Annotated in this window: 22 protein-coding genes; 16 read left to right on the forward strand and 6 right to left on the reverse strand. The window is 56.0% G+C overall.

Features of this window, described 5'->3' with window-relative positions; translation table 11 throughout:
- Positions 1-55 precede the first annotated feature (55 nt).
- On the reverse strand, positions 56-742 hold the full coding sequence (locus A6013_RS12270) for a hydrolase (RefSeq protein ID WP_023331928.1): 687 nt from the start codon (positions 740-742) through the stop codon (positions 56-58).
- Between the two features lie 219 nt (positions 743-961).
- Between A6013_RS12270 and A6013_RS12275 the strand changes: the two genes are divergently transcribed.
- The 6 genes from A6013_RS12275 to mcrC all read left to right on the forward strand — a co-directional run bounded on the left by A6013_RS12275 (position 962) and on the right by mcrC (position 8,922).
- The gene (locus A6013_RS12275) at positions 962-2,833 is read left to right on the forward strand and encodes an amidohydrolase (RefSeq protein WP_069733143.1); all 1,872 of its coding nucleotides are present in this window, start codon (positions 962-964) and stop codon (positions 2,831-2,833) included.
- The gene (locus A6013_RS12280; protein ID WP_028015359.1) at positions 2,833-3,240 is read left to right on the forward strand and encodes a DoxX family protein; all 408 of its coding nucleotides are present in this window, start codon (positions 2,833-2,835) and stop codon (positions 3,238-3,240) included. Before A6013_RS12275 ends, A6013_RS12280 begins: the two co-directional genes overlap by 1 nt.
- A complete protein-coding gene (locus A6013_RS12285; RefSeq protein ID WP_069733144.1) occupies positions 3,237-4,856 on the forward strand; it encodes an MFS transporter in 1,620 nt (539 codons plus the stop codon). The genes A6013_RS12280 and A6013_RS12285 overlap by 4 nt, the downstream gene beginning before the upstream one ends.
- Before the next feature lie 30 nt (positions 4,857-4,886).
- Entirely contained in the window at positions 4,887-5,708 is an 822-nt protein-coding gene (locus A6013_RS12290) for an alpha/beta fold hydrolase (protein WP_044597222.1), read from the forward strand.
- A gap of 131 nt (positions 5,709-5,839) precedes the next feature.
- A complete protein-coding gene (locus A6013_RS12295; protein ID WP_069733145.1) occupies positions 5,840-7,792 on the forward strand; it encodes an AAA family ATPase in 1,953 nt (650 codons plus the stop codon).
- Positions 7,789-8,922, forward strand: a complete 1,134-nt coding sequence (mcrC, locus tag A6013_RS12300) for a 5-methylcytosine-specific restriction endonuclease system specificity protein McrC (RefSeq protein ID WP_069733146.1) — start codon at positions 7,789-7,791, stop codon at positions 8,920-8,922. The genes A6013_RS12295 and mcrC overlap by 4 nt, the downstream gene beginning before the upstream one ends.
- 40 nt (positions 8,923-8,962) lie before the next feature.
- Here mcrC and A6013_RS12305 read toward each other — a convergent pair whose 3' ends face one another.
- A complete protein-coding gene (locus A6013_RS12305; RefSeq protein ID WP_069733147.1) occupies positions 8,963-10,357 on the reverse strand; it encodes an MFS transporter in 1,395 nt (464 codons plus the stop codon).
- 45 nt (positions 10,358-10,402) lie between these two features.
- Positions 10,403-11,491, reverse strand: coding sequence for a cellulase family glycosylhydrolase (locus A6013_RS12310; RefSeq protein WP_069733148.1), 1,089 nt, complete (start codon positions 11,489-11,491; stop codon positions 10,403-10,405).
- Between the two features lie 185 nt (positions 11,492-11,676).
- Here A6013_RS12310 and A6013_RS12315 point away from each other — a divergent pair, with 185 nt between their 5' ends.
- The gene (locus A6013_RS12315) at positions 11,677-12,684 is read left to right on the forward strand and encodes a LacI family DNA-binding transcriptional regulator (protein ID WP_069733149.1); all 1,008 of its coding nucleotides are present in this window, start codon (positions 11,677-11,679) and stop codon (positions 12,682-12,684) included.
- Here the strand turns inward: A6013_RS12315 and fosA are convergent.
- On the reverse strand, positions 12,670-13,095 hold the full coding sequence (gene fosA / locus A6013_RS12320) for a FosA/FosA2 family fosfomycin resistance glutathione transferase (RefSeq protein WP_045330267.1): 426 nt from the start codon (positions 13,093-13,095) through the stop codon (positions 12,670-12,672). The two genes, A6013_RS12315 and fosA, sit on opposite strands and share 15 nt — an antisense overlap.
- Positions 13,096-13,294: 199 nt before the next feature.
- On the opposite strand from fosA, the gene trpS reads away from it, so the two are divergent.
- The 7 genes from trpS (at position 13,295) to A6013_RS12355 (ending at position 17,915) form a co-directional block, all read left to right on the forward strand.
- On the forward strand, positions 13,295-14,296 hold the full coding sequence (trpS, locus tag A6013_RS12325; protein WP_069733150.1) for a tryptophan--tRNA ligase: 1,002 nt from the start codon (positions 13,295-13,297) through the stop codon (positions 14,294-14,296).
- A 250-nt stretch (positions 14,297-14,546) separates the two neighbouring features.
- Positions 14,547-15,029 (forward strand): hypothetical protein, encoded by a 483-nt coding sequence (locus A6013_RS12330; RefSeq protein ID WP_069733151.1) that lies wholly within the window; start codon positions 14,547-14,549, stop codon positions 15,027-15,029.
- 3 nt (positions 15,030-15,032) lie between these two features.
- Positions 15,033-16,574 carry a colicin E3/pyocin S6 family cytotoxin gene (locus A6013_RS12335; protein ID WP_069733152.1) on the forward strand — a complete coding sequence of 514 codons (1,542 nt, stop codon included), beginning with the start codon at positions 15,033-15,035 and terminating at the stop codon, positions 16,572-16,574.
- Entirely contained in the window at positions 16,574-16,825 is a 252-nt protein-coding gene (locus tag A6013_RS12340; RefSeq protein WP_069733153.1) for a hypothetical protein, read from the forward strand. The genes A6013_RS12335 and A6013_RS12340 overlap by 1 nt, the downstream gene beginning before the upstream one ends.
- Before the next feature lie 39 nt (positions 16,826-16,864).
- On the forward strand, positions 16,865-17,122 hold the full coding sequence (locus A6013_RS12345; RefSeq protein WP_069733154.1) for a colicin E3-like toxin immunity protein: 258 nt from the start codon (positions 16,865-16,867) through the stop codon (positions 17,120-17,122).
- 58 nt (positions 17,123-17,180) lie between these two features.
- Positions 17,181-17,429 carry a bacteriocin immunity protein gene (locus A6013_RS25225; RefSeq protein WP_083264126.1) on the forward strand — a complete coding sequence of 83 codons (249 nt, stop codon included), beginning with the start codon at positions 17,181-17,183 and terminating at the stop codon, positions 17,427-17,429.
- A gap of 114 nt (positions 17,430-17,543) precedes the next feature.
- Positions 17,544-17,915 carry a hypothetical protein gene (locus A6013_RS12355; protein ID WP_069733156.1) on the forward strand — a complete coding sequence of 124 codons (372 nt, stop codon included), beginning with the start codon at positions 17,544-17,546 and terminating at the stop codon, positions 17,913-17,915.
- A gap of 77 nt (positions 17,916-17,992) precedes the next feature.
- On the opposite strand, the gene A6013_RS25230 is transcribed toward A6013_RS12355, so the two are convergent.
- Positions 17,993-18,466: a SymE family type I addiction module toxin gene (locus A6013_RS25230; RefSeq protein WP_072204056.1), complete on the reverse strand. Its 474-nt coding sequence runs from the start codon at positions 18,464-18,466 to the stop codon at positions 17,993-17,995.
- A 448-nt stretch (positions 18,467-18,914) separates the two neighbouring features.
- On the opposite strand from A6013_RS25230, the gene A6013_RS12365 reads away from it, so the two are divergent.
- Positions 18,915-19,928 carry an HNH endonuclease domain-containing protein gene (locus tag A6013_RS12365; RefSeq protein WP_069733157.1) on the forward strand — a complete coding sequence of 338 codons (1,014 nt, stop codon included), beginning with the start codon at positions 18,915-18,917 and terminating at the stop codon, positions 19,926-19,928.
- Positions 19,928-20,512 carry a bifunctional 2-polyprenyl-6-hydroxyphenol methylase/3-demethylubiquinol 3-O-methyltransferase UbiG gene (locus A6013_RS12370; protein ID WP_069733158.1) on the forward strand — a complete coding sequence of 195 codons (585 nt, stop codon included), beginning with the start codon at positions 19,928-19,930 and terminating at the stop codon, positions 20,510-20,512. Before A6013_RS12365 ends, A6013_RS12370 begins: the two co-directional genes overlap by 1 nt.
- 123 nt (positions 20,513-20,635) lie before the next feature.
- Here A6013_RS12370 and A6013_RS12375 read toward each other — a convergent pair.
- Positions 20,636-21,804, reverse strand: a protein-coding gene (locus A6013_RS12375; RefSeq protein WP_102863629.1) for an IS3 family transposase whose coding sequence is annotated in 2 segments (ribosomal slippage) — positions 20,636-21,555 and positions 21,555-21,804 — 1,170 coding nt in all. Because the reading frame shifts where the segments join, the coding sequence is not laid out codon by codon here.
- Positions 21,805-21,856 lie beyond the last annotated feature (52 nt).

A 21,856-nucleotide genomic window follows, 5' to 3' on the forward strand; every position in this document is an offset into this window, starting at 1 on the left:
CTCCAGAGAAAGAGGCAGCGGCGAGCCGGATGAGGGACCAGCCCGCCAGCGGAACTTAGCGAGCCGGGACCGGCGCTAAGGTGCGGTGCTCGCTCTTCTGACGAGACGGCGCTTTGTGCACCATGGTGTAGGCGTAATCCACGCCCATGCCGTACGCGCCGGAGTGTTCGCGCACGATATCCATCACCGCGGTGTAGGTCTCTTTACGCGCCCAGTCGCGCTGCCACTCCAGCATCACCTGCTGCCAGGTCACCGGGATCACGCCTGCCTGGATCATGCGCTGCATCGCGAAGTCGTGGGCTTCCTTGGAGGTGCCGCCGGACGCGTCCGCCACCATATAAATTTCGTAGTCGCCTTCCAGCATCGCGCACAGGGCAAAGCTGTTGTTGCACACTTCGGTCCACAGGCCGGCAACCACCACCTTCTTCTTGCCGTTAGCCTTCAGCGCGTCGCGCACCTTCTGGTCGTCCCAGGAGTTCATGGAGGTACGCTCCAGAATGTCCTGGCCCGGGAACACGTCCAGCAGCTCCGGATAGGTGTTACCGGAGAAGCTTTCTGTCTCAACGGTGGTGATGATGGTCGGGATGTTGAACACCTTAGCCGCTTTCGCCAGCGCCACGGTGTTGTTTTTCAGCACCTGGCGGTCAATAGACTGCACGCCAAACGCCATCTGTGGCTGGTGATCGATAAAGATGATCTGACAGTTCGCAGGGGTTAACACTTCGAGCTTTGAAGAGGTCATAGCATTTTCCAGTGGTTAAGGGTAGAAATCGCCGCGAGCGCCGCGACGATAAAGTCACCCTCATCCTGCGGTTTTCCGTCACCGCGCGTAATTATCTCTTCGTATAGTTAACCTTAGGTATAGTTATACTTTGGTATACCTATCCTATTGTATAACTGGATCTTTGCCGAAACCGGTTCCCATAATCCTGACCATTCCCCCTCTCAGTCAGGAGCAGTTATGGTTACCCTCGGTAAAGCCGATCTTATTCTGGTTAACGGCCAGTTTCACACCGTCGATCGCGAGAACCCTGTCGCGGAAGCCGTTGCCGTGCGCGATGGAAAATTTCTGGAAGTGGGTACCGTCGCCGAGGTGATGCAGCACCACTGCGACGGCACTAAGGTGGTGGATTTGAAAGGCCACACCGCGATCCCCGGCCTGAACGACTCGCACCTGCACCTGATCCGCGGCGGGCTGAACTACAACCTCGAGCTGCGCTGGGAAGGCGTGCCGTCCCTGGCCGACGCCCTGCGGATGCTGAAAGAGCAGGCCCTGCGCACGCCGTCTCCCCAGTGGGTGCGCGTGGTGGGCGGCTGGAGCGAGTTCCAATTTGCCGAGCGCCGCATGCCGACGCTGGATGAGATTAACGACGCCGCGCCGGACACCCCGGTCTTCATCCTGCACCTGTACGACCGCGCCCTGCTCAACCGCGCCGCGCTGAAGGTGGTCGGCTACACCAAAGAGACGCCGAACCCGCCGGGCGGCGAGATCCAGCGCGACGCCAACGGCAACCCGACCGGGATGCTGATTGCCCGTCCGAACGCCATGATCCTCTACGCCACGCTGGCGAAAGGGCCGAAGCTGCCGCTGGAGCAGCAGGTTAACTCCACGCGCCAGTTTATGCGCGAGCTGAACCGTCTGGGGCTGACCAGCGCCATCGACGCGGGCGGCGGCTTCCAGAACTACCCGGAAGATTACGAGGTGATTGCCGAGCTGCACGAGAAAAAGCAGATGACCATCCGCATCGCCTATAACCTGTTTACCCAGCGTCCGGGCCACGAGCTGGAAGACTTTGAAAAATGGACCGACATGCTCACGCCGGGCCAGGGCAGCGACTTCTTCCGCCACAACGGCGCGGGCGAGATGCTGGTCTTCTCCGCAGCCGATTTTGAAGACTTCCTCGAGCCGCGCCCGGACCTCGCGCCGGGCATGGAGGACGAGCTGGAGCGCGTGGTGCGCCATCTGGTGGAGCACCGCTGGCCGTTCCGCCTGCACGCCACCTATAACGAATCCATCAGCCGCATGCTGGACGTGTTCGAAAAAGTTAACCGCGACATTCCGTTCAACGGCCTGCACTGGTTCTTCGACCATGCGGAAACCGTTACCCAGGCCAACATCGACCGCATCAAAGCGCTGGGCGGCGGCATTGCCGTGCAGCACCGCATGGCCTTCCAGGGGGAGTACTTTGCCGAGCGCTATGGCATCGAAGCTACCCGCCACACGCCGCCGGTGGCCAAAATGCTCGAGACCGGCGTGCCGGTGGGCTTAGGGACGGACGCCACCCGCGTTGCGAGCTATAACCCGTGGACCGCGCTCTACTGGCTGGTCTCCGGCCGCACCGTAGGCGGGATGCAGATGTACGATCATAGCGCCCGTCTGGACCGCGACACAGCCCTGATGCTCTGGACCCAGGGCAGCGCGTGGTTCTCCAGCGAGCAGAACCAGAAGGGACAGATTAAAGTTGGCCAGCTCGCCGACCTGGCGGTGCTGAGCAAAGACTACTTCCGCGTGCCGGAAGAGGAGATCAAGGGCATCGAGTCCGTCCTGACGGTGGTGAACGGCGACATCGTCTACGCCGCAGGCACCTTCGGCCCGCTCGCGCCGCCGGCCATTCCGATCCTGCCCGAGTGGTCCCCGGTGGTGAAGGTGCCGGGCCACTACCGCAGCGCGCCGCCGCAGGCTACGCGCGTCGGCTTGAGTGTGGCTCACCACTGCAGCGGCCCGTGCGGGGTTCACAGCCACCAGCATGATTTCGCCCGCACGTCAGAGATGCCGGTATCCGACGATAACGCTTTCTGGGGGGCGCTGGGCTGCAGCTGCTTTGCATTCTGATGAAAAACACTACTATGCCGCCCCGGGTCGACCTGGGGCTGTTCTTCCTGCGCCTCACCGGCAGCCTGCTGCTGCTCTACGTGCACGGCCTGCCGAAGGTGCTGCACTTCAGCGAAGAGCTGACGCGCATTGAAGATCCGTTCGGCTTCGGGCCTTACGCGAGCCTGATCCCGGCGATCGTCGCCGAGGTCATCTGCCCGCTGTTGATCATTGCGGGCGTCTACACCCGCCTGGCGTGCCTGCCGATTATCGCCGTGCTGCTGGTGGCGATGCTGGCGGTACACCCGGACTGGTCGATTGCCGAAGGGCAGTTTGGCTGGCTGCTGCTGATTATCTTCACCACTCTCGCCCTCACCGGGCCGGGCCAGTGGCGGCTGCAGCGCAAGGCAACGGAGAGGTTCGCATGACCCAGGTTAACGACGTTCGCGACGCACACGTTGAGACGACGCCCGCACGGGCGGTTTCGCCCTGGCAGCCGCTGAGCCAGCCGGTGTTCCGCATGCTGTGGATCGCCACGGTGGTATCTAACGTCGGCTCATGGATGAGCGACGTCGGCATCAACTGGAGCATGCTGACGCTCAGCGCCGACCCGCTGGATATCGCGCTGGTGCAGGCGGCGAGCAGCCTGCCGATGTTTCTCTTCGCCCTGCCGTCCGGGGTGATGGCGGACATCGTTGACCGGCGTAAATACCTGCTCTTCTCCCAGCTGTGGGTGTTCATCGCCGCCGCCGGGCTGACGGTGCTCTCCTTCACCGGACACGTCACCCCTACCGTTCTGCTGGTGGCGACGTTCCTGCTGAGCGTGGGCGCGGCGATGAGCTCGCCGCCGTTCCAGGCCGTGGTGCCCGATCTGGTGAGCAAGCCTGAGCTGGGTGCCGCCGTGGCGCTGAACTCACTCGGGGTGAACATCAGCCGGGCGATTGGCCCCGCGCTGGGCGGTTTTCTGCTTTCGCTCGCCGGGCCGTGGATGGTGTTTGCCCTGAACGCGCTGTCCGTGGTGGGCGTGGCGTGGGTGCTGTGGCGCTGGCGTCCGGCGCCGTCCGTGCAGCGCCTGCCGCCGGAACACTTCTTCTCCGCGGTGCGCTCCGGCATTCGCTACGTGCACGCCGCGCCGGTGCTGCGCAACGTGCTGGTGCGCACCGTGGCGTTCTTCGTTTTCGGCAGCGCGGGCTGGGCGCTGCTGCCGCTGGTTGCGCGCCGCGAGCTGGGCTTAGGCCCGGCGGGCTACGGCATGATGCTGGCGTGCATTGGCCTGGGGGCGATTGCCGGGGCGATCCTGCTGCCGCGCCTGCGCCAGCGGCTGAACGCCGATCGGCTGATGGTGGCCGCGAGCCTGGTTTTTGCCCTCACCATGCTGGCGCTGGCGTTCGTGCGCCACGTCTGGCTGCTGAACCTGTTTGAGTTCTTCACCGGCTTCGCGTGGATTGCGGTGCTCTCCACCCTCAACCTCGGCGCGCAGCGCAGCGCCGCCCGCTGGGTGAAGGCCCGGGCGCTGGCGGTCTACCTGACGGTGTTCTTCGGCTCGATGACCACGGGCAGCGCCATCTGGGGGCAGATCGCCTCTCAGTTTGGCACCCCAACCTCGCTGGTTGTCGCCACGCTGGGCATGGTGCTGGCAAGCGCAACGGTGTTCCGCTGGAAGCTGGAGAAAGATCCTGATTTAAACCTCGACCTGAGCGGCCAGCCGCTGGACGGCGTGGAGATTGAGCTGCCGAACGAGCGCGGCCCGGTGCTGGTGTCGCACGAGTACATCATCGACCCGCAGAACGCGAAAGCCTTCCTGGAGGCGGTACACGAGCTGCGCCGGGTGCGCCGCCGCGCCGGCGCGATGAGCTGGGCGGTGTACGAGGATATTGAGCGCCCCGGTCTGTTTATCGAGACCTTCCTGATGGGCTCGTGGATTGAGCATCTGCGCCAGCAGGAGCGCCACACCATGAATGACCTCCTGCTGCAGAGCCGCGTTCTGGCTTTTCATCAGGGCACAACATCACCGGCAATTCGCTATCTGGTCGCGCCGGTATAACCATCACCATCACCTGTACAGGAACACACTATGGCAACGTTTAAGGCAAAAGACGGCACGCAGATTTACTACAAAGACTGCGGCGCGGGCAAACCGGTTCTCTTCAGCCACGGCTGGCCGCTGGACGGCGACATGTGGGACAGCCAGCTGAACTACCTGGCGGAGCGCGGCTTCCGCGCCATCGCCTTTGACCGTCGCGGCTTTGGCCGCTCGGATCAGCCGTGGAACGGCTACGACTACGATACCTTTGCGTCCGACATTAACGACCTGATCACCACCCTGGACCTCCAGGACGTGACGCTGGTGGGCTTCTCCATGGGCGGCGGCGACGTGACCCGCTACATCAACAACTACGGCAGCGCGCGCGTGGCCGGTCTGGCGCTGCTGGGCGCGGTCACGCCGATCTTTGGTAAATCCGACTCCTTCCCGCAGGGCGTGGATCAGAGCGTGTTCGACGGCATTCGCGACGGACTACGTAAAGATCGCGCCCAGTTCATCAGCGACTTCGCCACGCCGTTCTACGGCACCAACGCCGGGCAGACCGTTTCTGCCGGTGCCCTGACGCAGACGCTGAACATCGCCCTGCTGGCATCCCTGAAGGGCACCATCGACTGCGTGACCGCCTTCGGCGAAACCGACTTCCGCCCGGATATGGCGAAAATCGACGTGCCGACGCTGGTGATCCACGGCAGCAACGACCAGATCGTGCCGTTTGAAAGCACCGGCAAGCTGGCGGCAGAGATGATCAAAAACGCCACGCTGAAGGTGTACGACAACGCGCCGCACGGCTTCGCGCTGACCCACCAGGATCAGCTCAACGAAGATCTGCTGGCGTTTGTGAAGTCGCTGTAACGTCGTCCAGGGGCATGTTGATCCGGCATGCCCTTATAGATCACTGTTTTAGGTAGTTATTCACTCAGGCTTGCAATCCCGTAAAATTCATTCGCCAGGTTACTGAAGCCTGTAATTTTACTGGAGAGCATATGGACGCAGTTGAGCAAGACGTCAGATTCGAATGGGCAGACTTTTATCAGGCTTTTGCCTCTCAGCTACTGACCTGGCGAAATCGAAGAGAGGAGTTGGTGGCGGGTATTCACCGCATTGCTGCTGAGATTGGTAGTATGTCACACCTACAGGACAAGCCCGCTAATGGCGTCCCCCATCCTTTGAAAGACATTTGTCCTTTCACCACTATGGGGTTGTTTAATCGCTCGCTTACCGTTACCAACCGAAGAAATATCGCAGCCAGCCTGGCAAAACTGATAGGCGTACGCGAAAAGGTTCCTGAATCGTTCGACGGTATTCCGCTACTTAACAATCAGAAATCATGGTTCTTTGGCTATGAGAAATCACGTAAGCCTGAAGACATCGATACGCTGTGGGAAATGTTTTCTCAGGCAATCTCCTTCGCCGACACCCCAAACGCCGATCCCGCTGACTTCCTCTTTTCTTATGACGCCGTATCTAACGTGCGCAATGTGGGCTGGAACCTGACAATGGGATTGTACTGGCTACGCCCCTGGTTCTACCCTACGCTGGATAGCCAGTCTCAGTACTACATCCAGAAAGTCCTGAACATTAAAATCATTAAAAAAGGTGCCAAAGGGCGCTGTAGCGGACACAACTATCAGACCGTAGCCCTGGCGCTCAAAAAGGCTTTTACCCAGCCAAACTATCCGGTTCACTCCTTCCCTGAACTCTCTCTGGCGGCATGGAATATCGATTTGCAACAGTCAAATGATGAAGTCGAGCGGCTGACATGGAAAGCGTATTTGCTCAATAAGATCAAGGTGCTGTGCCTACGAAAAGACAGCCCATTTTTCTCTTTGAGGGAGTTAAAAGAGGCCTATCTGGATGAGATTAAGGCGGATTATCCCAATAACAATACTATTGAATCATCCATTTCATATTATCTGCAAAAACTACGTGATGATGATGAACTGGAGTTTCAGACCCCCGGCAATTATGAATACCTCAACTTCGATAAAGGTGAATTGCAGAGCATCACCGAGGAAACGGTTGAAGAGAACGTGCCCGCAGAAATCCCCCACAAGCCTTACGCGATAAGCAATTTGATCGATGAGGGCTGCTTTTTAGAAGAGGAAAAAATCCAATTCATCCTTCAGCGGTTACAGGCCAAAAAAAACCTGATCCTTCAGGGCCCGCCGGGAACCGGTAAAACCTGGCTTGCGCGCCGTCTGGCGTATTGTCTGATGGGCGAGGAAACCTCTAAGCGCATCAGCGCGGTGCAGTTCCACCCTACCCTCTCCTACGAAGACTTTATTCGCGGCTGGCGTCCTAACAATGAAGGACGTTTAGCACTGGTAGACGGGCCTTTTCTCCATGCAATCGACAAAGCAGTAAACGATCCGACAACTAAGTACGTGGTCATTATTGAGGAGATTAACCGGGGCAATCCTGCGCAAATTTTTGGCGAAACGCTGACGCTGATGGAGGCGGATAAACGTACGCCGAATGAGGCGCTTGAGCTCTCATATCGATCTGATATGGATGAAAAAACCTACATTCCTGAAAACCTGTATATCATCGGGACGATGAATATCGCTGACCGCTCGCTTGCCCTGCTAGACCTGGCATTACGGCGCCGCTTTGCGTTTATTGATCTAAAGCCCGAGTTTAACGACGCGTGGAAAAAATGGGTTAACCAACGGTTTAATGTGAGCCTGGAAACATTAGCCCTTATCGAATCCAAATTAACCGCTTTAAATGAAAAATTGTCCAGGGATGCGGCCCTGGGACCTCAATTTTGTATCGGGCATAGCTATGTTACCCCACCTGCGGGGTTGAAAATTGACGACGGGATGACCTGGTACGAGCAGATTGTCGAAACCGAAATCTGCCCTTTACTTGCCGAATACTGGTTTGATGCGCCGGAGAAAGTCCAGGATTACAGAAAGGAGCTTCTCAGCGTATGACCGATCTTGCTGAACGTGACGATACGCAGGCTCGGGCAGCTGTATCGCGTATTCCTTTGCGGAATATCTGGCTATTGATGCTGTACGCCTCCAGTCTGTTTCGCCACCACGGGCGCAGCATGGTTGCCGCTGAAAACAACCCGGAGGAGATCCCGGCGCTGGTGGCCAGGATCCTGCTTCACGAAGTGGAGCAGCGGCTGTTAAGGCATTTAAGTATGGGATACCATACTCGCCGCGCCACGCTTAACAGGGTAAGGGGACGCATTGATGTTCTGCGCACAACTAGTCGACAATTGCTTGAGCGGGCACAGGTAGCCTGCCAGTTTCAGGAAATGACGCTGGACACACCACGAAATCGCTATGTTCGCTCTGCGTTAGAGCACCTTGTTCCGCTGCTCAGCAACGGCACGCTGGCTGCACAATGTCGCACAATGGCAATCAATTTGCGTCGTCGTGGTATTGAGGGGGGTATGCCCGGCAAAGGTGAACTGCCGTCAATCACACGTTTTGGCCGCCATGATGCGGCGGATAAAGCCATGGTCGATGCCGCGAAGCTGGCATTTGAATTATGGCTACCAACCCAAACTGCGGGGCAAAAACTGTTGCCAACGCCTTCTGATGACCCTTATTGGATGCGCAAGCTCTTCGAGAAAAGTATGGCGGGTTTCTATCACTTCCATCTTCCCAAAAAAGACTGGACAGTCGCTGCCGGAAAAGAGTTGAAATGGGGATTAACGTCTCATAGTGCAGGGAGCGAAAGTATTTTCCCAACCATGAACTCGGACATTATTCTTGAGCACAAGCAACCTCCACAGCGCGTCATCATCGACACCAAATTCAATAACATTCTGACTAAAGGCTGGTATCGCGATAAGAGCTTGCGCAGCGGTTATATCTACCAGATTTATACCTATCTGCGAACGCAGGAGAACCGAACAGACCCATTATCTCTCCGTTCAGCTGGATTATTACTTCATCCAGCCGTCGATGTAATGCTCTACGAATTCGTTGAGGTACAGGGGCATAAAATCCACTTTGCCACCTTAGATTTAGCAGCAGATGCCGCCACAATGACTCAGCAATTATTGAAATTAGCGCGTGATTGCTGTGGGATAACTGACGTGAATTAAGTTCTGAAGTGGACGCCTGCATGACAGGCGCCCATTTCTCTTAGTTCGCCGGGGCCGGACGCTCCAGCCGCTCATTCTCCGCACGGCTATTTTCTACATGATGCCGACGCTCCGCCAGCAACCGACATACCTCCGCATGCTTCTCCTCGGTAAAGGTAAAGCGCGACATAAAGCCCATGCGGATCAGCGACCCAATCGCCGGCAGCAGGCAAATCCCAAAGAACAGCCCCGACAGTACGCCTTCGCTCTGGATCTGCGCCTGCGGCACGTAGCCGATCATCGTCAGGAACACGCCAATTAACCCCCCCCCCACCGCCACCGACATCTTGCCGGTAAAGGTCTGCCCGGAGAAGGTGATCGCCGCGCAGCGCTTGTTAGTGTGGTACTCCGCGTACTCAATGGTGTCGGCAATCATCGACGAGGTGAGGATGTTGGTCATCATCACGAATAGCGTGCTCAGGCCGAGCAGAATAAACAGCATCGTCACCTGCTGATAGCCGACAAACCACATCACCACGCGCACCGCCACGTCCAGCCCGCAGAGGATCATAAACAGCTTCCGCTTCTGCATCCGGCGCGTCAGCATCGGGGCGACCAGACACAGCACCGCCGCCACAATGCCCATCACGCCAATCGCCATCTGCAGGCTGCCGTCGCCCAGGTTGTTGATAAAGAAGTAGATATACAGCCCGCCCGCCACGTTGTGGAACACGCAAAAGAAGAACGACAGCAGGACGATAAACAGCGGCTTGTTCTGGCGCAGGTTGTGGAAGGTGTCGCGGATGGTCACCTTTTCCGGGCTCGGCGGCACACGCTCTTTGATCTGCATAAAGCCGTTGAGCATCAGCGGCAGGCCCACCAGCATCATCACCAGCGCCGCCATAAAGTAGCCTTTATCGTTGCTGTACTGGGCGAAGAACGCCGCCAGCTTCGGGAAGAAGATGTTGGCGCAGGCAATCCCGGCGTTCACCCCGAGCATCGCCGCCGTCACCGCGCGGGTGCGCTGACCGGAGTCGTTGGTCATCACCGACGACATCGACCAGAACGGGATATCGGAGATGGCGTACAGCGTCCCCCACAGGATATACGTCACCCCGGCGTAGAGGATTTTGGTGGTCATGTCCGCTTCGATTTTATAAAACGACAGCAGCGTGACGCCGGTAATCAGCAGCGGCGCGATCAGCAAAAAGTGGCGAAACTTGCCGAACCGGCTGTTAATGGTGTCCATTATGCTGGCAAACAGCGGATCGTGAACCGCGTCCCACGCGCGGGCAATCAGGAAGATGGTGCTCGCCGCCAGCGCCGAGATCCCCAGCACGTCGGTGTAAAAATAGTTAATAAACGAACCCACTAAACCAAAGCTAAAACACTGACCTAAACCATAGCCAAAATAAGACCACAACTCGCGAGACGGTATTTTCATTGTCGTTGCCATAGTGCGTACCTGGTTGCCCGGCGACAGCGCGCCGGGTCGTTATTATTAGCCCTGCGGATTCGGGGCGATTTTGCGCAGCTTCTGCATCAGCGCAATTTCAGCGCGTGAGAACGGAATGCCGTTCTCCTCAAACACGTCGTGGAACCAGAGGCGACAGTAGTCCGTGGACTCCTTCATCACCACCGGCCACGGCAGCCACGTCTGGGTTTTGCCGCGCACAAGCCCCCACTGATACGGCGCAACCTTCGCCATGTACATCAGCGGAAGCTGTTCTTCAATCGTGCTGCCCACGTGGCGTGCCAGCCATTCGGTGCAGAACAGCGGGCGACCGAGCTTTTGCAGCTGCTGAATCATCGCCGTCATGCGCCCCGTGTGGGTGTAGGCGTGGAAGCTCACCACGTCCGAGAGCGCCAGCGCGGTCTGGTCCAGCGGGTGCTGGAAGAACGTCTCGCCCTCCTCTTCCGGCGGGACGCGCCACGCGCAGACGGTGAGCGGCTGGGTCGGGTCTTCTTCACGCACCCACTGGAACGCCAGCTTCATCAGCGCGTGGGCGCAGGTCTCCAGCTTCGCGTCGTACTGCACCTCCTGCGTGCCCGTCGCGAAAATGCCGCGGTTGCCCGGCTCGTTATAGAGATCCCACAGCAACACGCGCCTGTCGTCGCGGAACTGGCGAACAACGTCGCGGATATAGCGTTCAATCTGCGGCCAGCAGTCGGGATCGCACACCTTATCGCGACCGGGGCTCGCCGCCGCCTGGCTGTTGTGCTTGCCCGGCACGGGCGGCTTTTGCGGGCCAAGGTACGGCTCGTCACCGGAGAAGCCGCAGTCGTCCATCAGGGTCAGCATGGTGCTGAACCCGTGGTCGTCGGCAATCGTCAAAAAGCGGTCGATACGCGCCATCAGCCCGTCGCGGTCATGCTCCCAGACGATAAACGGCAGGTTGATGCGCAGGGTGTTATAGCCCGCCTCCGCCGCCCAGCCCAGCTCGCGGTCAATGGTTGCGGCATCGAAGGTCTCTGCTTGCCAGATATCGGTCCAGTTCACCGCCGTCGACGGCAAATAGTTAAACCCGCACAGCCAGCCTTTCTGCTCATACCACGCCTGTGCCTGCTCCCTGCTCCACTGCTCTTTCATTACGCATCCTCTTACTGATAATGTTTAGCTAATAAATATTAGTTGCAGGATAAATGCGCAAATTACGGCGTTTAGAAAAGCGATGCCCCTCACAAAGTTCACGCTTCGATGAATGAGAAACGTGATCGACGGCGCTAAAGCGTGCGGTTAGGGTATGATGCGAAGTCGCGAAAGGGAGAGGACGGATGAATCGAAAAACAAAAGTGACGATGAACGATATTGCGCGGGCGGCAGGGGTGTCGCAGGCAACGGTATCGCTGGTGCTCAACCAGTCCCGCAACATCAAGCTCAGCGACGACACCCGCCACAGGGTGATTAGCGTCGCCACCGAGCTCGGCTACGACCGCCTCCCCGCCGTTCACGCCCCGCGCAACCAGGAAGAGATCGCCCTGTTGGTCAGCTCGCTGCAGAGCTTTGACCCGTTTATCGACGCCATCAGCCAGGCGCGGGAAGCCGCGTGGCGCAACGAGACCCTGCTCACCGTCTACGACTACGGCGACGACGTGGAGCTGGCGCTGAACATTATCCGCCAGCTGGAGAAGCGCAACTGCATCGGGATTATTCTCGCCTCTCCGGTCACCACGCTGGTGGACATGACGGCGTTTCACGACTGTACCCGCATCCCGCTGGTGCTACTCAACCAGCGAGACCCCGGCTCGCCGCTGCTGCCGTCGTTTATCCCGGACGACTACGCCAACGCCTTCCAGGTCACTAAACACCTCATCGCCTGCGGGGCCACGCGCATCGCCCACATCACCGGCGAGAGCTGGATGGAGGCCTCGCGCCAGCGACTGGCGGGCTACCGGGCGGCGCTACAGCAGGCCGGATTAGCGTGCGACGACGGCCTGGTGCGTCAGACCAACTGGCAGTTCAGCGAGTCCTTTACCGCCACCACAGCCCTGCTGGAACTGGCCGAGCGCCCGGACGCCATCTTCTGCGCCAGCGACTGGCTGGCGATTGGCTGCTATCAGGCGCTGGCGGTGAACGGCGTGCGCATCCCGCAGGACATGCTGCTGGCGGGTTACGACGACCAGAAGATCTCCGAGCAGCTCACCCCGCCGCTGACCAGTATTCAGCTGCCCTACAGCGAACTGGGACGGCTGGCGGTGGAGTACCTGTGCAATGAGGAAGATGCCGCCACGCACGTGACGCTGGCGGGCAGGCTGAAGGTGCGTGCCTCAAGCCTCGTCTGAGGTAAACACCATGCCAGCGTAGGGCTTCTCGCGACACGCCGCCAGCCGCGCGGCGAGGCTGCCCACGTGCAGCTCCAGCTTGTGCCCGTCCGGGTCGAGAAAATAGAACGACGCCCCCTCGCTTTTGTTCTGCTTCCAGACGGTGACGCCCGCCTGCTCAAGTCTTTGCGAGAACGGTTCAAAATCCGCTTCCGCCACGGTAAAGGCGTAGTGGGTATAGTCGCTCTCCTGCGGCGGCACGTACCGGCGCGCCTCGTCGTACGACAGGCAGACCCACAGATCGCCGCAGGTGAGATAGGCCCCGGTATTCCAGCGGGCGTGCAGCGTCAGACCAAGCAGTTCGTGCCAGAAGGTGACGCTTTTTTGCAGGTCGCTGACCGCGAGGGTCAGGTGGTTGAGTGATTGCAGCATGACGTGCCCTTTTGTTTTTCGCGCCGGACGTGGTACGGTAAAGAGATGAACATAAACCACGCCGTCCTCACCGTAAACCGCTGGTGGCTGCCTTCTTAAAGGCGGCACGGAGTAGTTTTCCCCATTTTCAGATAGCCGCCGAAAGGTGGCTTTCACTTTTCTAAGACCCCTTTCGGCATTACAACGTTAAGGAGTCTTTATGAACGCACCCACCATCCTCACCGGCGATCGCCCAACCGGCCCGCTGCACCTCGGCCACTTCGTCGGATCGCTGCGCCAGCGCGTGGCGCTCCAGCACACGCACAACCAGTTTGTGCTGATTGCCGACCTGCAGGGGCTGACCGACAACGGCAGCAACCCGCAAAAAATTCGCGACAACATCCCCGAAGTGCTGGCCGACTACCTCGCCGCCGGCATCGACCCGAACATGACCACGATCTGCCTCCAGTCCGCCCTGCCCGCCCTCGCCGAGCTGACGATGCTGTATATGAACATCGTCACCGTCGCCCGCGTGGAGCGTAACCCGACGGTGAAAAACGAGATTGTGCAGAAGGGCTTCGCCCGCTCGCTGCCGGTCGGGTTTATGGCCTACCCCATCAGCCAGGCAGCGGACATCACCGCGTTCAAGGCCGAGTGCGTGCCCGTCGGCGACGACCAGCTGCCGATGATTGAGCAGACCAACGAGATCGTCCACAAGATGAATAGCCTGCTGCCCGCTCCGGTGCTGCGCCACTGCAAGGCGATGCTGAGCGACACCAGCCGCCTGCCCGGCATCGACGGCAGCGCCAAGATGTCGAAATCGCTGGGCAACACGCTGCACCTTTCGGCCAGCGAAGAGACCATTCACCGTGCGGTCAGCGCGATGTACACCGACCCGAACCACCTGAAGGTGAGCGACCCGGGGCAGATTGAGGGGAACGTGGTGTTTACGTACCTCGACGCGTTTCATCCGGACAAGGAGAAAGTGGCGGCGATGAAGGCGCACTATCAGGCCGGCGGGCTGGGTGACCGGGTATGTAAGAACGAGCTGGAGGCGTGTTTGCAGGAGCTGATTGCACCGATGCGGGAGCGGCGGGCGATGTATATGCGGGATAAGGGGGAGCTAATGGCGATGCTGAAGCACGGGACCGAACGGGCGCAGGGGGTGACGCAGGAGACGTTGAGGGAGGTGAAGGTTGGGCTGGGGGTGCCGGTGTTTTAAAATAACGTCATACAGCGTATGTATTCAAATAATACATGCGCTACATAATATTATTATCGGCAATTCAGCGAATATTACATTTATTATTAACAGGAACCATTACCATCCCTTCTTTAAAAGATGACCAATATCAATCTGGGTATTCATTTCGGAATTTAGCCCGGCTTATTAACCACTTTATGTATATTCGCTATACAGTCTAAAACCTAGCATTGCTGCATTTACTCTTCTACCCCTACAAGGAATTGTCATGCAGCTTTATACCAATGAATTTACCGCTGAGTTGAAAGCGGAAATAGATCGTTCGCCTTTTTCCGATGAACAACTGGCCGCCATGCCTGAGGACACGCGCGCCATTATTGCTGAACAGGAAGCCTTTCATCGACTACATCCCGTCACCGCCATCTGGCGGATTGCCACGGCTGGCAGCCAGACCCGAATGGGCGGCATGGTACTTCCCGTCGATCGTGAAGCCACAATGCTCATGGACGATGGTAGTTACACCAGCCCGATTGTCGAAGGAGACTGTGTGGCCTATCCGGATGGAACGCTCGCCACGATTATGACCTCATCAGGAACCGCGTTTACGTGGAAAGGACACGGCGTTGCCCTGGTTGGTAGCCTGCTTGATAACGATGACGAGATTATCAGCACACCGCTCGGCAGTATTTATCTGGTCACCCGCGAAGGTATTCCACCTCAAGAGGATTTCTTAACCTGGCCCGGAGAATAGGCCATGGGCTACCGTTCAACGAACTACGGCCGCGGTCAGGCGCTGCACGGCGACAGAACGACCACCGGCGCGATATGTTGTAGCACCCTGCCCAACTGCACCGAGCACGGTCGCGGCGTTATCCGCGTTGGCGATAAAACCACGGCATGCCCTAAATGCGGCAAGCAGGGCGTTGTTGCAGACGGCGAACCTCGCGTTAACTGGATGGGGCAAGCCTCAGCCGTCGATGGTTCTGTCGTCATTTGTGGCTGCCCACATGGAACCAACCGCGTGATCGCCCCATCGGGAGAGTGGCTCGGCTCCGGTCCCTCTCCTGAACAGATCGCACAGGAAAAGCATCAGGCCATGCTCGCAGTACGCCGAAAAGAGGAAGAGGCCGAAGCGCTGCGGCGAACAGAAGAACGCGATCGCAACCGGGTCTTTGCGAAATCCTGCCTGCGTGGTGAAGGCTGTAACGATGCAGGCACCGGAAGCGAGCCGCACACCAACTTCGCCGAGATGGCATTTTACCAGGCCATGCCTAAAGACGCCCCGCAACACGCTCAGGCGGCAAAGCGTAAGGCGATCCCAAAGCCGAAGCAACGCAGCGCGCTTTATCTTTGGTGGAATGGGCATCACGAGGAGATGGACTATCAGGCTGCCGTTGCGGACGAAGAAAGGGCCTGGATTGCACGGACCGCGATCGCCGATGCCAGCGAACTTGTTCTGGTTGGCGGGAGCACAATCACTCCTGGCACCTGGGCCGTGCGCGGCGCTGCACTTGGCGAGATAGCCACGGGAGGCCTTGGTGCCCCTGTCGCAGGGCTGCTGATAGGAATGTACCCCGGCAAGCTGAACGACGGCGAACAGGATTTTATCGACAGGATGCGCGCCGAACAGATGCGGGAAGCCCCTACCCGCGTTCGCTTCACCTGGGAGAACGACGCCAGCGGTAACCCGACACCGCGCGGCTGGCATACGCCGCCGGGCAAAGACAGCGTGCGCGTTCGCAGGATGGAGTGGGATAGCCAACGCCAGGCGTACACCTTTACCACCGAAGAAGACCCCGGTATCACCCTCATCTGGACACCGGACCGCACCGGAGACAGTAAGCCGTGGGATACGGGCAATCACAACCCGGTACGGATACCGAACCCGGTTGTGGTTGACCCGCTGCCGGAGGATACGGGGATTGGTGTGACGACCAGCCCGACACCGGAAGAGAAGACGTTTGCGGATTATATTCTGATTCTGCCAGTAGGCGGGGTGCCGCCCATTTATGTCTCTATAAATTCAGATCACAAATACCATTCACCTCCTAAAGGAAATCCTCCTTTATCAGCATTTCCTGATGCTAAGAAAGCTCAAGCGAAAACACCAGTTAAAGGGGGAGGAAAACTGCGTACCCGTTGGAAAGATTCAAAAGGTAAAATTTACGAATGGGACTCTCAACACGGTACAGTTGAGGTATATGATCGTTCAGGACGCAATCACCTCGGTGAGTTTGATCCCACTACGGGTAAGCAAACTAAACCAGCAGACCCAACCAGAAAGGTAGAAAAATAATGATCATTTACACAATTGATGCATACAGCAAAACAGATGAAGATTTGCTTTTCGAAATCGAAATACCGCATCAAAACCTCAATGATCTATGTATGATTATGGGGATGAATACTGAAGATAGAAGCGATTTTTCGCATGGTATTGGCGTCTATAATATCAATGAGCATCAGGCACATCTTTTAGAAAGCCTTCTTGGAAGAACATTTTATTCTGCTGATTTAACCTTTCAGCTTTCTGGAGGGGAAATTTAACCTAACTTTAGAATCATTAATTCAAAAAAGAGGGCTACCATGGGTTTGAAGATTAGATTGCAATGGTATGATATGAGGACTGAGCTAAGTGAAGGGACAGAATTTTCGAACGACTTCGGCGATAATGCGGAGATCATGACCAAAGGTCTTCATATACCGACTAAAAACAATGTGAATAATGGTTTTTTTGATGTTGAAGCCGAATGGATACCCGTTCTCCAACCCCATTTCTTACATAAAATAACCCCTACTATTTATGACTATCAGGTTTCTTTCGACTATAGGGATAATTGGTGAGAGGCATTGCCCGATAATCGTATCGGGCATACTAAAAGATCTCATCTAAGATGAAAAAATGGATAAAATTGAAGATTACACAGAAGAACAATTTTTGGAATTTGTAAGAAAATTTTTTGATGTATCTGGTACCACTGAAGCTGAAGATATAAAAAAAATCCTCGAATTCAAACGATTGACGCAGCACCCTGATGGTTCCGATCTTATTTACTATCCACGAGAAGATAGAGTAGACAGCCCCGAAGGCGTAGTCCAGGAAGTAAAGGAGTGGCGTAGGGAAAATGGTAAATCCGGTTTCAAACCATAGCAAAGATAATCATGCTTTCTGGAGCAGTACTCTACTTCACACCTTATCTAATAGCGGGTGACTGTTAAGTTCCGGATAGCCAATTGAATCTAACGAATACGGAATTTTTTGTAAATGGAACCTACTCTCGCACAAGTTATTGAGGTCGTTCGTGAGTCCTCTGGGATACATCGTAAACCTATTGATAACAACACCTGGATTGAAGCCGATTTGCATATTTGCGGTATGGATGGCGAAGACCTACTGGAAGACTGCGAAAAAGCGTTTGGCGTTCAGCTTGCCATGGAAGAGGATGGCTATAGGAAAACGTTCGCTCTTGCTGATAACGAGTATCTGTTTACGGGTGAAGGTATAGACTTTTTTGGCATCTGTCGATTTATCCGCTGGGTGCGTGGCATACCAGAACCTGTGATACGCGATTTAACCGTTGGCGAACTTCACGCTGTGCTGGTTAAGGCTGTGAAAGAGCAGGTAAAGCACGAGTGATTTCTGATGAATACGGGCATGGGATAACATGCCCGTATCGTTTTATTGCTCCAGGAATATAAAGCAGGAAGCCAGAACTACTCAGGCATCGCTTGCCCGATTCCCCGCTTCACAACGGGTATATCCCCCGTATCATTCAACGCGCCCGGAAACGTCTTCAACCACTGCGCGACTTTCTGTTTATTTATATTCACCACGCTCATACCTTCCAGGCATCCCCATAATTCTCTTGTATGCTGTGGCGTAATCACGATGCAGTCTTTCATGGCGCGGATTTTCACCGGCATACCGTTGATAAAGCCTGCACGGGTTAACCAGTCGCCGCCCAGCAGAAGATATTTCATGTCTATGCGCGCATACAGTTCGCAGCAGGCTGCGCTGTCCTGCGGCGTTTCCGCGCGGGGATGGACGGGTGCCGCGTTGGGCGGGTTGCCGTGAAGGCGGCGGGCGCTATTTTTGCGTACTAGCTCGCGGTTTTCAATCATGCCGGTGAAAGCGTCTGATTCTGTTTTGCAAACGGTAAACTCTGGCTTAAAATTCGTCGCAGCCATTTTCAACTCCTCAGTAGTTGGTTGTGGTTAGCGGTATGGGGGTGTTGCAGCACCTTCATATCGCGAATTCCTCGTTAAATATTCTTTGATACTTCATTTGCCGTTCGGCGTACTTTCTGGTGCTCATTATACAGGGCTGAATATAAACACAGCGGTTTGGTGTCGGGTTAATTTGGAATTTGCGAGGGGGATTCAGGAAATAGGGTTTTAATTCGAGAGATGACAACGCTTCGGCTAGAAATCACTTCAACTCACCTCCTCCAGATATCTGTTCGTTCGCAAACCTGGCGCTAATTCCGCATCGGTTGCCTCCACACCTTTCTCACATATCTCTCAAAAATTCATCAAACCTAAAGATTAACGATTTACATCACTCTGATTTTGTTATGTGATCCTGTTACAGGCTTTAGTAACGCCCTGCCCAGCCAACCGTAACAGGACTTCATCGATGGAATTTTATCAGGCCGATCCGACGCTTGAGAACTACTGGCGTGGTGTGATCCTCTTTGGAAGGAACGTCGCATCTTACAAATTTGCGCTGGCGTCAGCGTTGTATGAAGTGGATAAGACGGGCAGCGATTTGATAACGCTAGACCAGCTTGCTGTGCCGTTCAGCCGCTATCTTTGCGAGCACCTGAAGCACGCGCCAAAACAGATCACCTCCCGCAGCAGCCAATTTCTGGAAACCTGCCTGAAGTTCAACCGAGGGGAAATCACCCATGCCCAACTCATTGAAGCGACGGTGCGCCTTGGCTTTAACAACGTGATCGATGCCTTTCACTACGTAAACCAGGGCGAGATCGATAAACGTTTTTTCCTCGATGAGCGCAAAACCAACAACGGGATCCGCCTGACGGATAACTTCTTTTTACTGGGCGAACGCCTGCAGTATAAAAACCTCGCCTTTGAAACCAATGCCCGCTGGAACCTGGTAGAACAGGCCTGGTCGATGGGGATTTCACGTAACCTTGTGGGCGTGGAGTTCGATGAAGATAATCAGCTGTTGTACACGAGGGTGAACGGGCGACGCGTAGACATCACCAGCTGTCGCGACAGCCTGAATGGTTACCAGAAAGGACGATGTTTTTACTGCTTCAAACCCATCAGTCTGGTACCGGGAGACGCGGAACTGGCGGACGTCGACCACTTTATTCCCTGGGCTGCCCGCCATGAAGTGAGCAATATTAACGGCGTATGGAACTTAGTGCTGGCCTGTCGATGCTGTAACCGTGGCGTCGAAGGCAAATCTGCACGCATTCCCGAGCTCAGGCTCCTGCAGCGGTTACACACCCGCAATGAGTATTTTATTCAGAGCAAACTGCCGTTACATGAGACGATTGTTCTACAGACAGGGCAACGTCCTGAAGCACGGAGAAGCTTTCTTCAGCGTAACTGGCAGGCCGCGCTGGACAAACTTATCCATACCTGGAAACCCAACGCGGAAGGCGAGGCAACGTTTTAATGACACTTCACTACTACCAGAACCACGCGCAGGATTTCTTCGATGGCACGGTCAATGTCGATATGACCTCGCTCTACGAGGCCTTTACCCAACATTTGCCTCACGGTGCCCGGGTTCTTGATGCGGGCTGCGGTTCAGGCCGCGACGCAAAAGCCTTTCATGAGATGGGTTATCAGGTGGATGCTTTTGATGCCTCTTCCGCGATGGTGGAACTGGCAAAGCAACATACCGGGTTACCTGTGCAGTTAATGACGTTTTCAGAGATCGACTGTAAAACAAAGTACGATGGGATCTGGTGCTGTGCATCTTTGCTGCATGTCCCCTCTTCTGAGTTGCCTGCGGTAATGCAGAAGCTTGCGGATGCGCTTAAGCCTGGCGGCGTCTGGTACGTGTCCTTTAAGTATGGCAACGGTGAGCGGGTGCAGGGTGAAAGACAGTTTACGGATCTGGATGAAGATGGGTTGCGGGAGCTGCTGAAGGCGGTTCCGGGGATGGAGATAGCTTCGCTTTGGACGACACAGGATAACCGCCCTGACAGGGATGAGGCATGGCTGAATGGGGTAATACGAAAAACCGCCGCTTGATCATTAGTCGGTGCTAATCGACACGGAGTATCTCGATGCGGTTTTCATCATCGCCAGCATGATTCTGTTGATGTCTCCAGTGCGCTGGCCACGCCTGATTTCCCAGTGGGAGAACTGTAGTGGTCAACTAAAACTGGCCACGGCTTTAGATTTTTTCCAGTATCGGTTTTCCGATTCGTTTGGCGGTAACCCACCGTTATAGTCATGCGGCCTGAGCGAGCTGTAATACCCGACGATATAGTCTGTGATCGCATGAGCAGCTTCGCTAAAGTTTATATAGCCTGTCACTGGCACCCACTCGTTTTTCAGACTTCTGAAGAAGCGTTCCATCGGGCTGTTATCCCAGCAGTTTCCGCGTCGGCTCATACTTTGCCTGATCCGGTAACGCCACAATAACTGCCGGAACTGCCTGCTTGTGTAGTGGCTACCCTGATCACTGTGGAACATCACTCCTGCTGGTTTACCTCGGGTTTCCCACGCCATTTCCAGCGCTTTGATGGTTAGCTTGCTGTCCGGTGAGAATGACATTGCCCAGCCTACCGGTTTCCTGGCGAACAGATCGAGAACAACGGCGAGGTAAGCCCATCGCCTGCCTGTCCAGATATACGTCACATCGCCGCACCACACCTGATTAGGCTCTGTCACTGCGAACTGTCGCTCAAGGCGATTCGGGATAGAGATGTGTTCATGACCACTACGTTTATATCGGTGGGTCGGCTGCTGACAACTCACCAGACCCAGTTCTTTCATGATCCTTCCGGCAAGCCAGCGTCCCATTCTGAAGCCTCTCAGGGTTGCCATAATGGCGATACTTCTCGCGCCAGCAGAGCCATGGCTAATGTTATGCAGCTCCAGAACCTGACTACGTAATACAGCCCGCTTGCGGTCTGGCTTTTCAGGGCTATTTTTCCAGTATTTGTAACTGCTGCGATGAACCCCGAACACGTGGCAAAGTGTGACCACAGGATACTTCGCTCTGAGTTTCTCGATTAACGAGAACTGTTCAGGGAGTCTGACATCAAGAGCGCGGTAGCCTTTTTTAATATTTCATTTTCCATTTCAATACGTTGTAGCTTTTTCTTCAGCTCACGTATTTCAATCTGTTCCGGGGTTATAGGGAAGGCTTTAGGTATTTTACCCTGTCGTTCATCCCGCAACTGCTTTACCCATCGAGTCATGGTAGAAAGACCCACATCCATAGCACTGGCCGCAGCTGTAACGGTGTAGTTCTGATCAAGGACCAGTTGAGCGGATTCGCGTTTAAACTCTGCGCTGAAATTTCTTTTTTTCATTGAGGCACCTGTAATGTTCTGAGATGAGCATATCACCTCTGTTCAGGTGGCC

Origin of the sequence: Enterobacter sp. IF2SW-B1 (genome assembly GCF_001743375.1) — a bacterium.
GTDB lineage: Bacteria > Pseudomonadota > Gammaproteobacteria > Enterobacterales > Enterobacteriaceae > Enterobacter > Enterobacter bugandensis.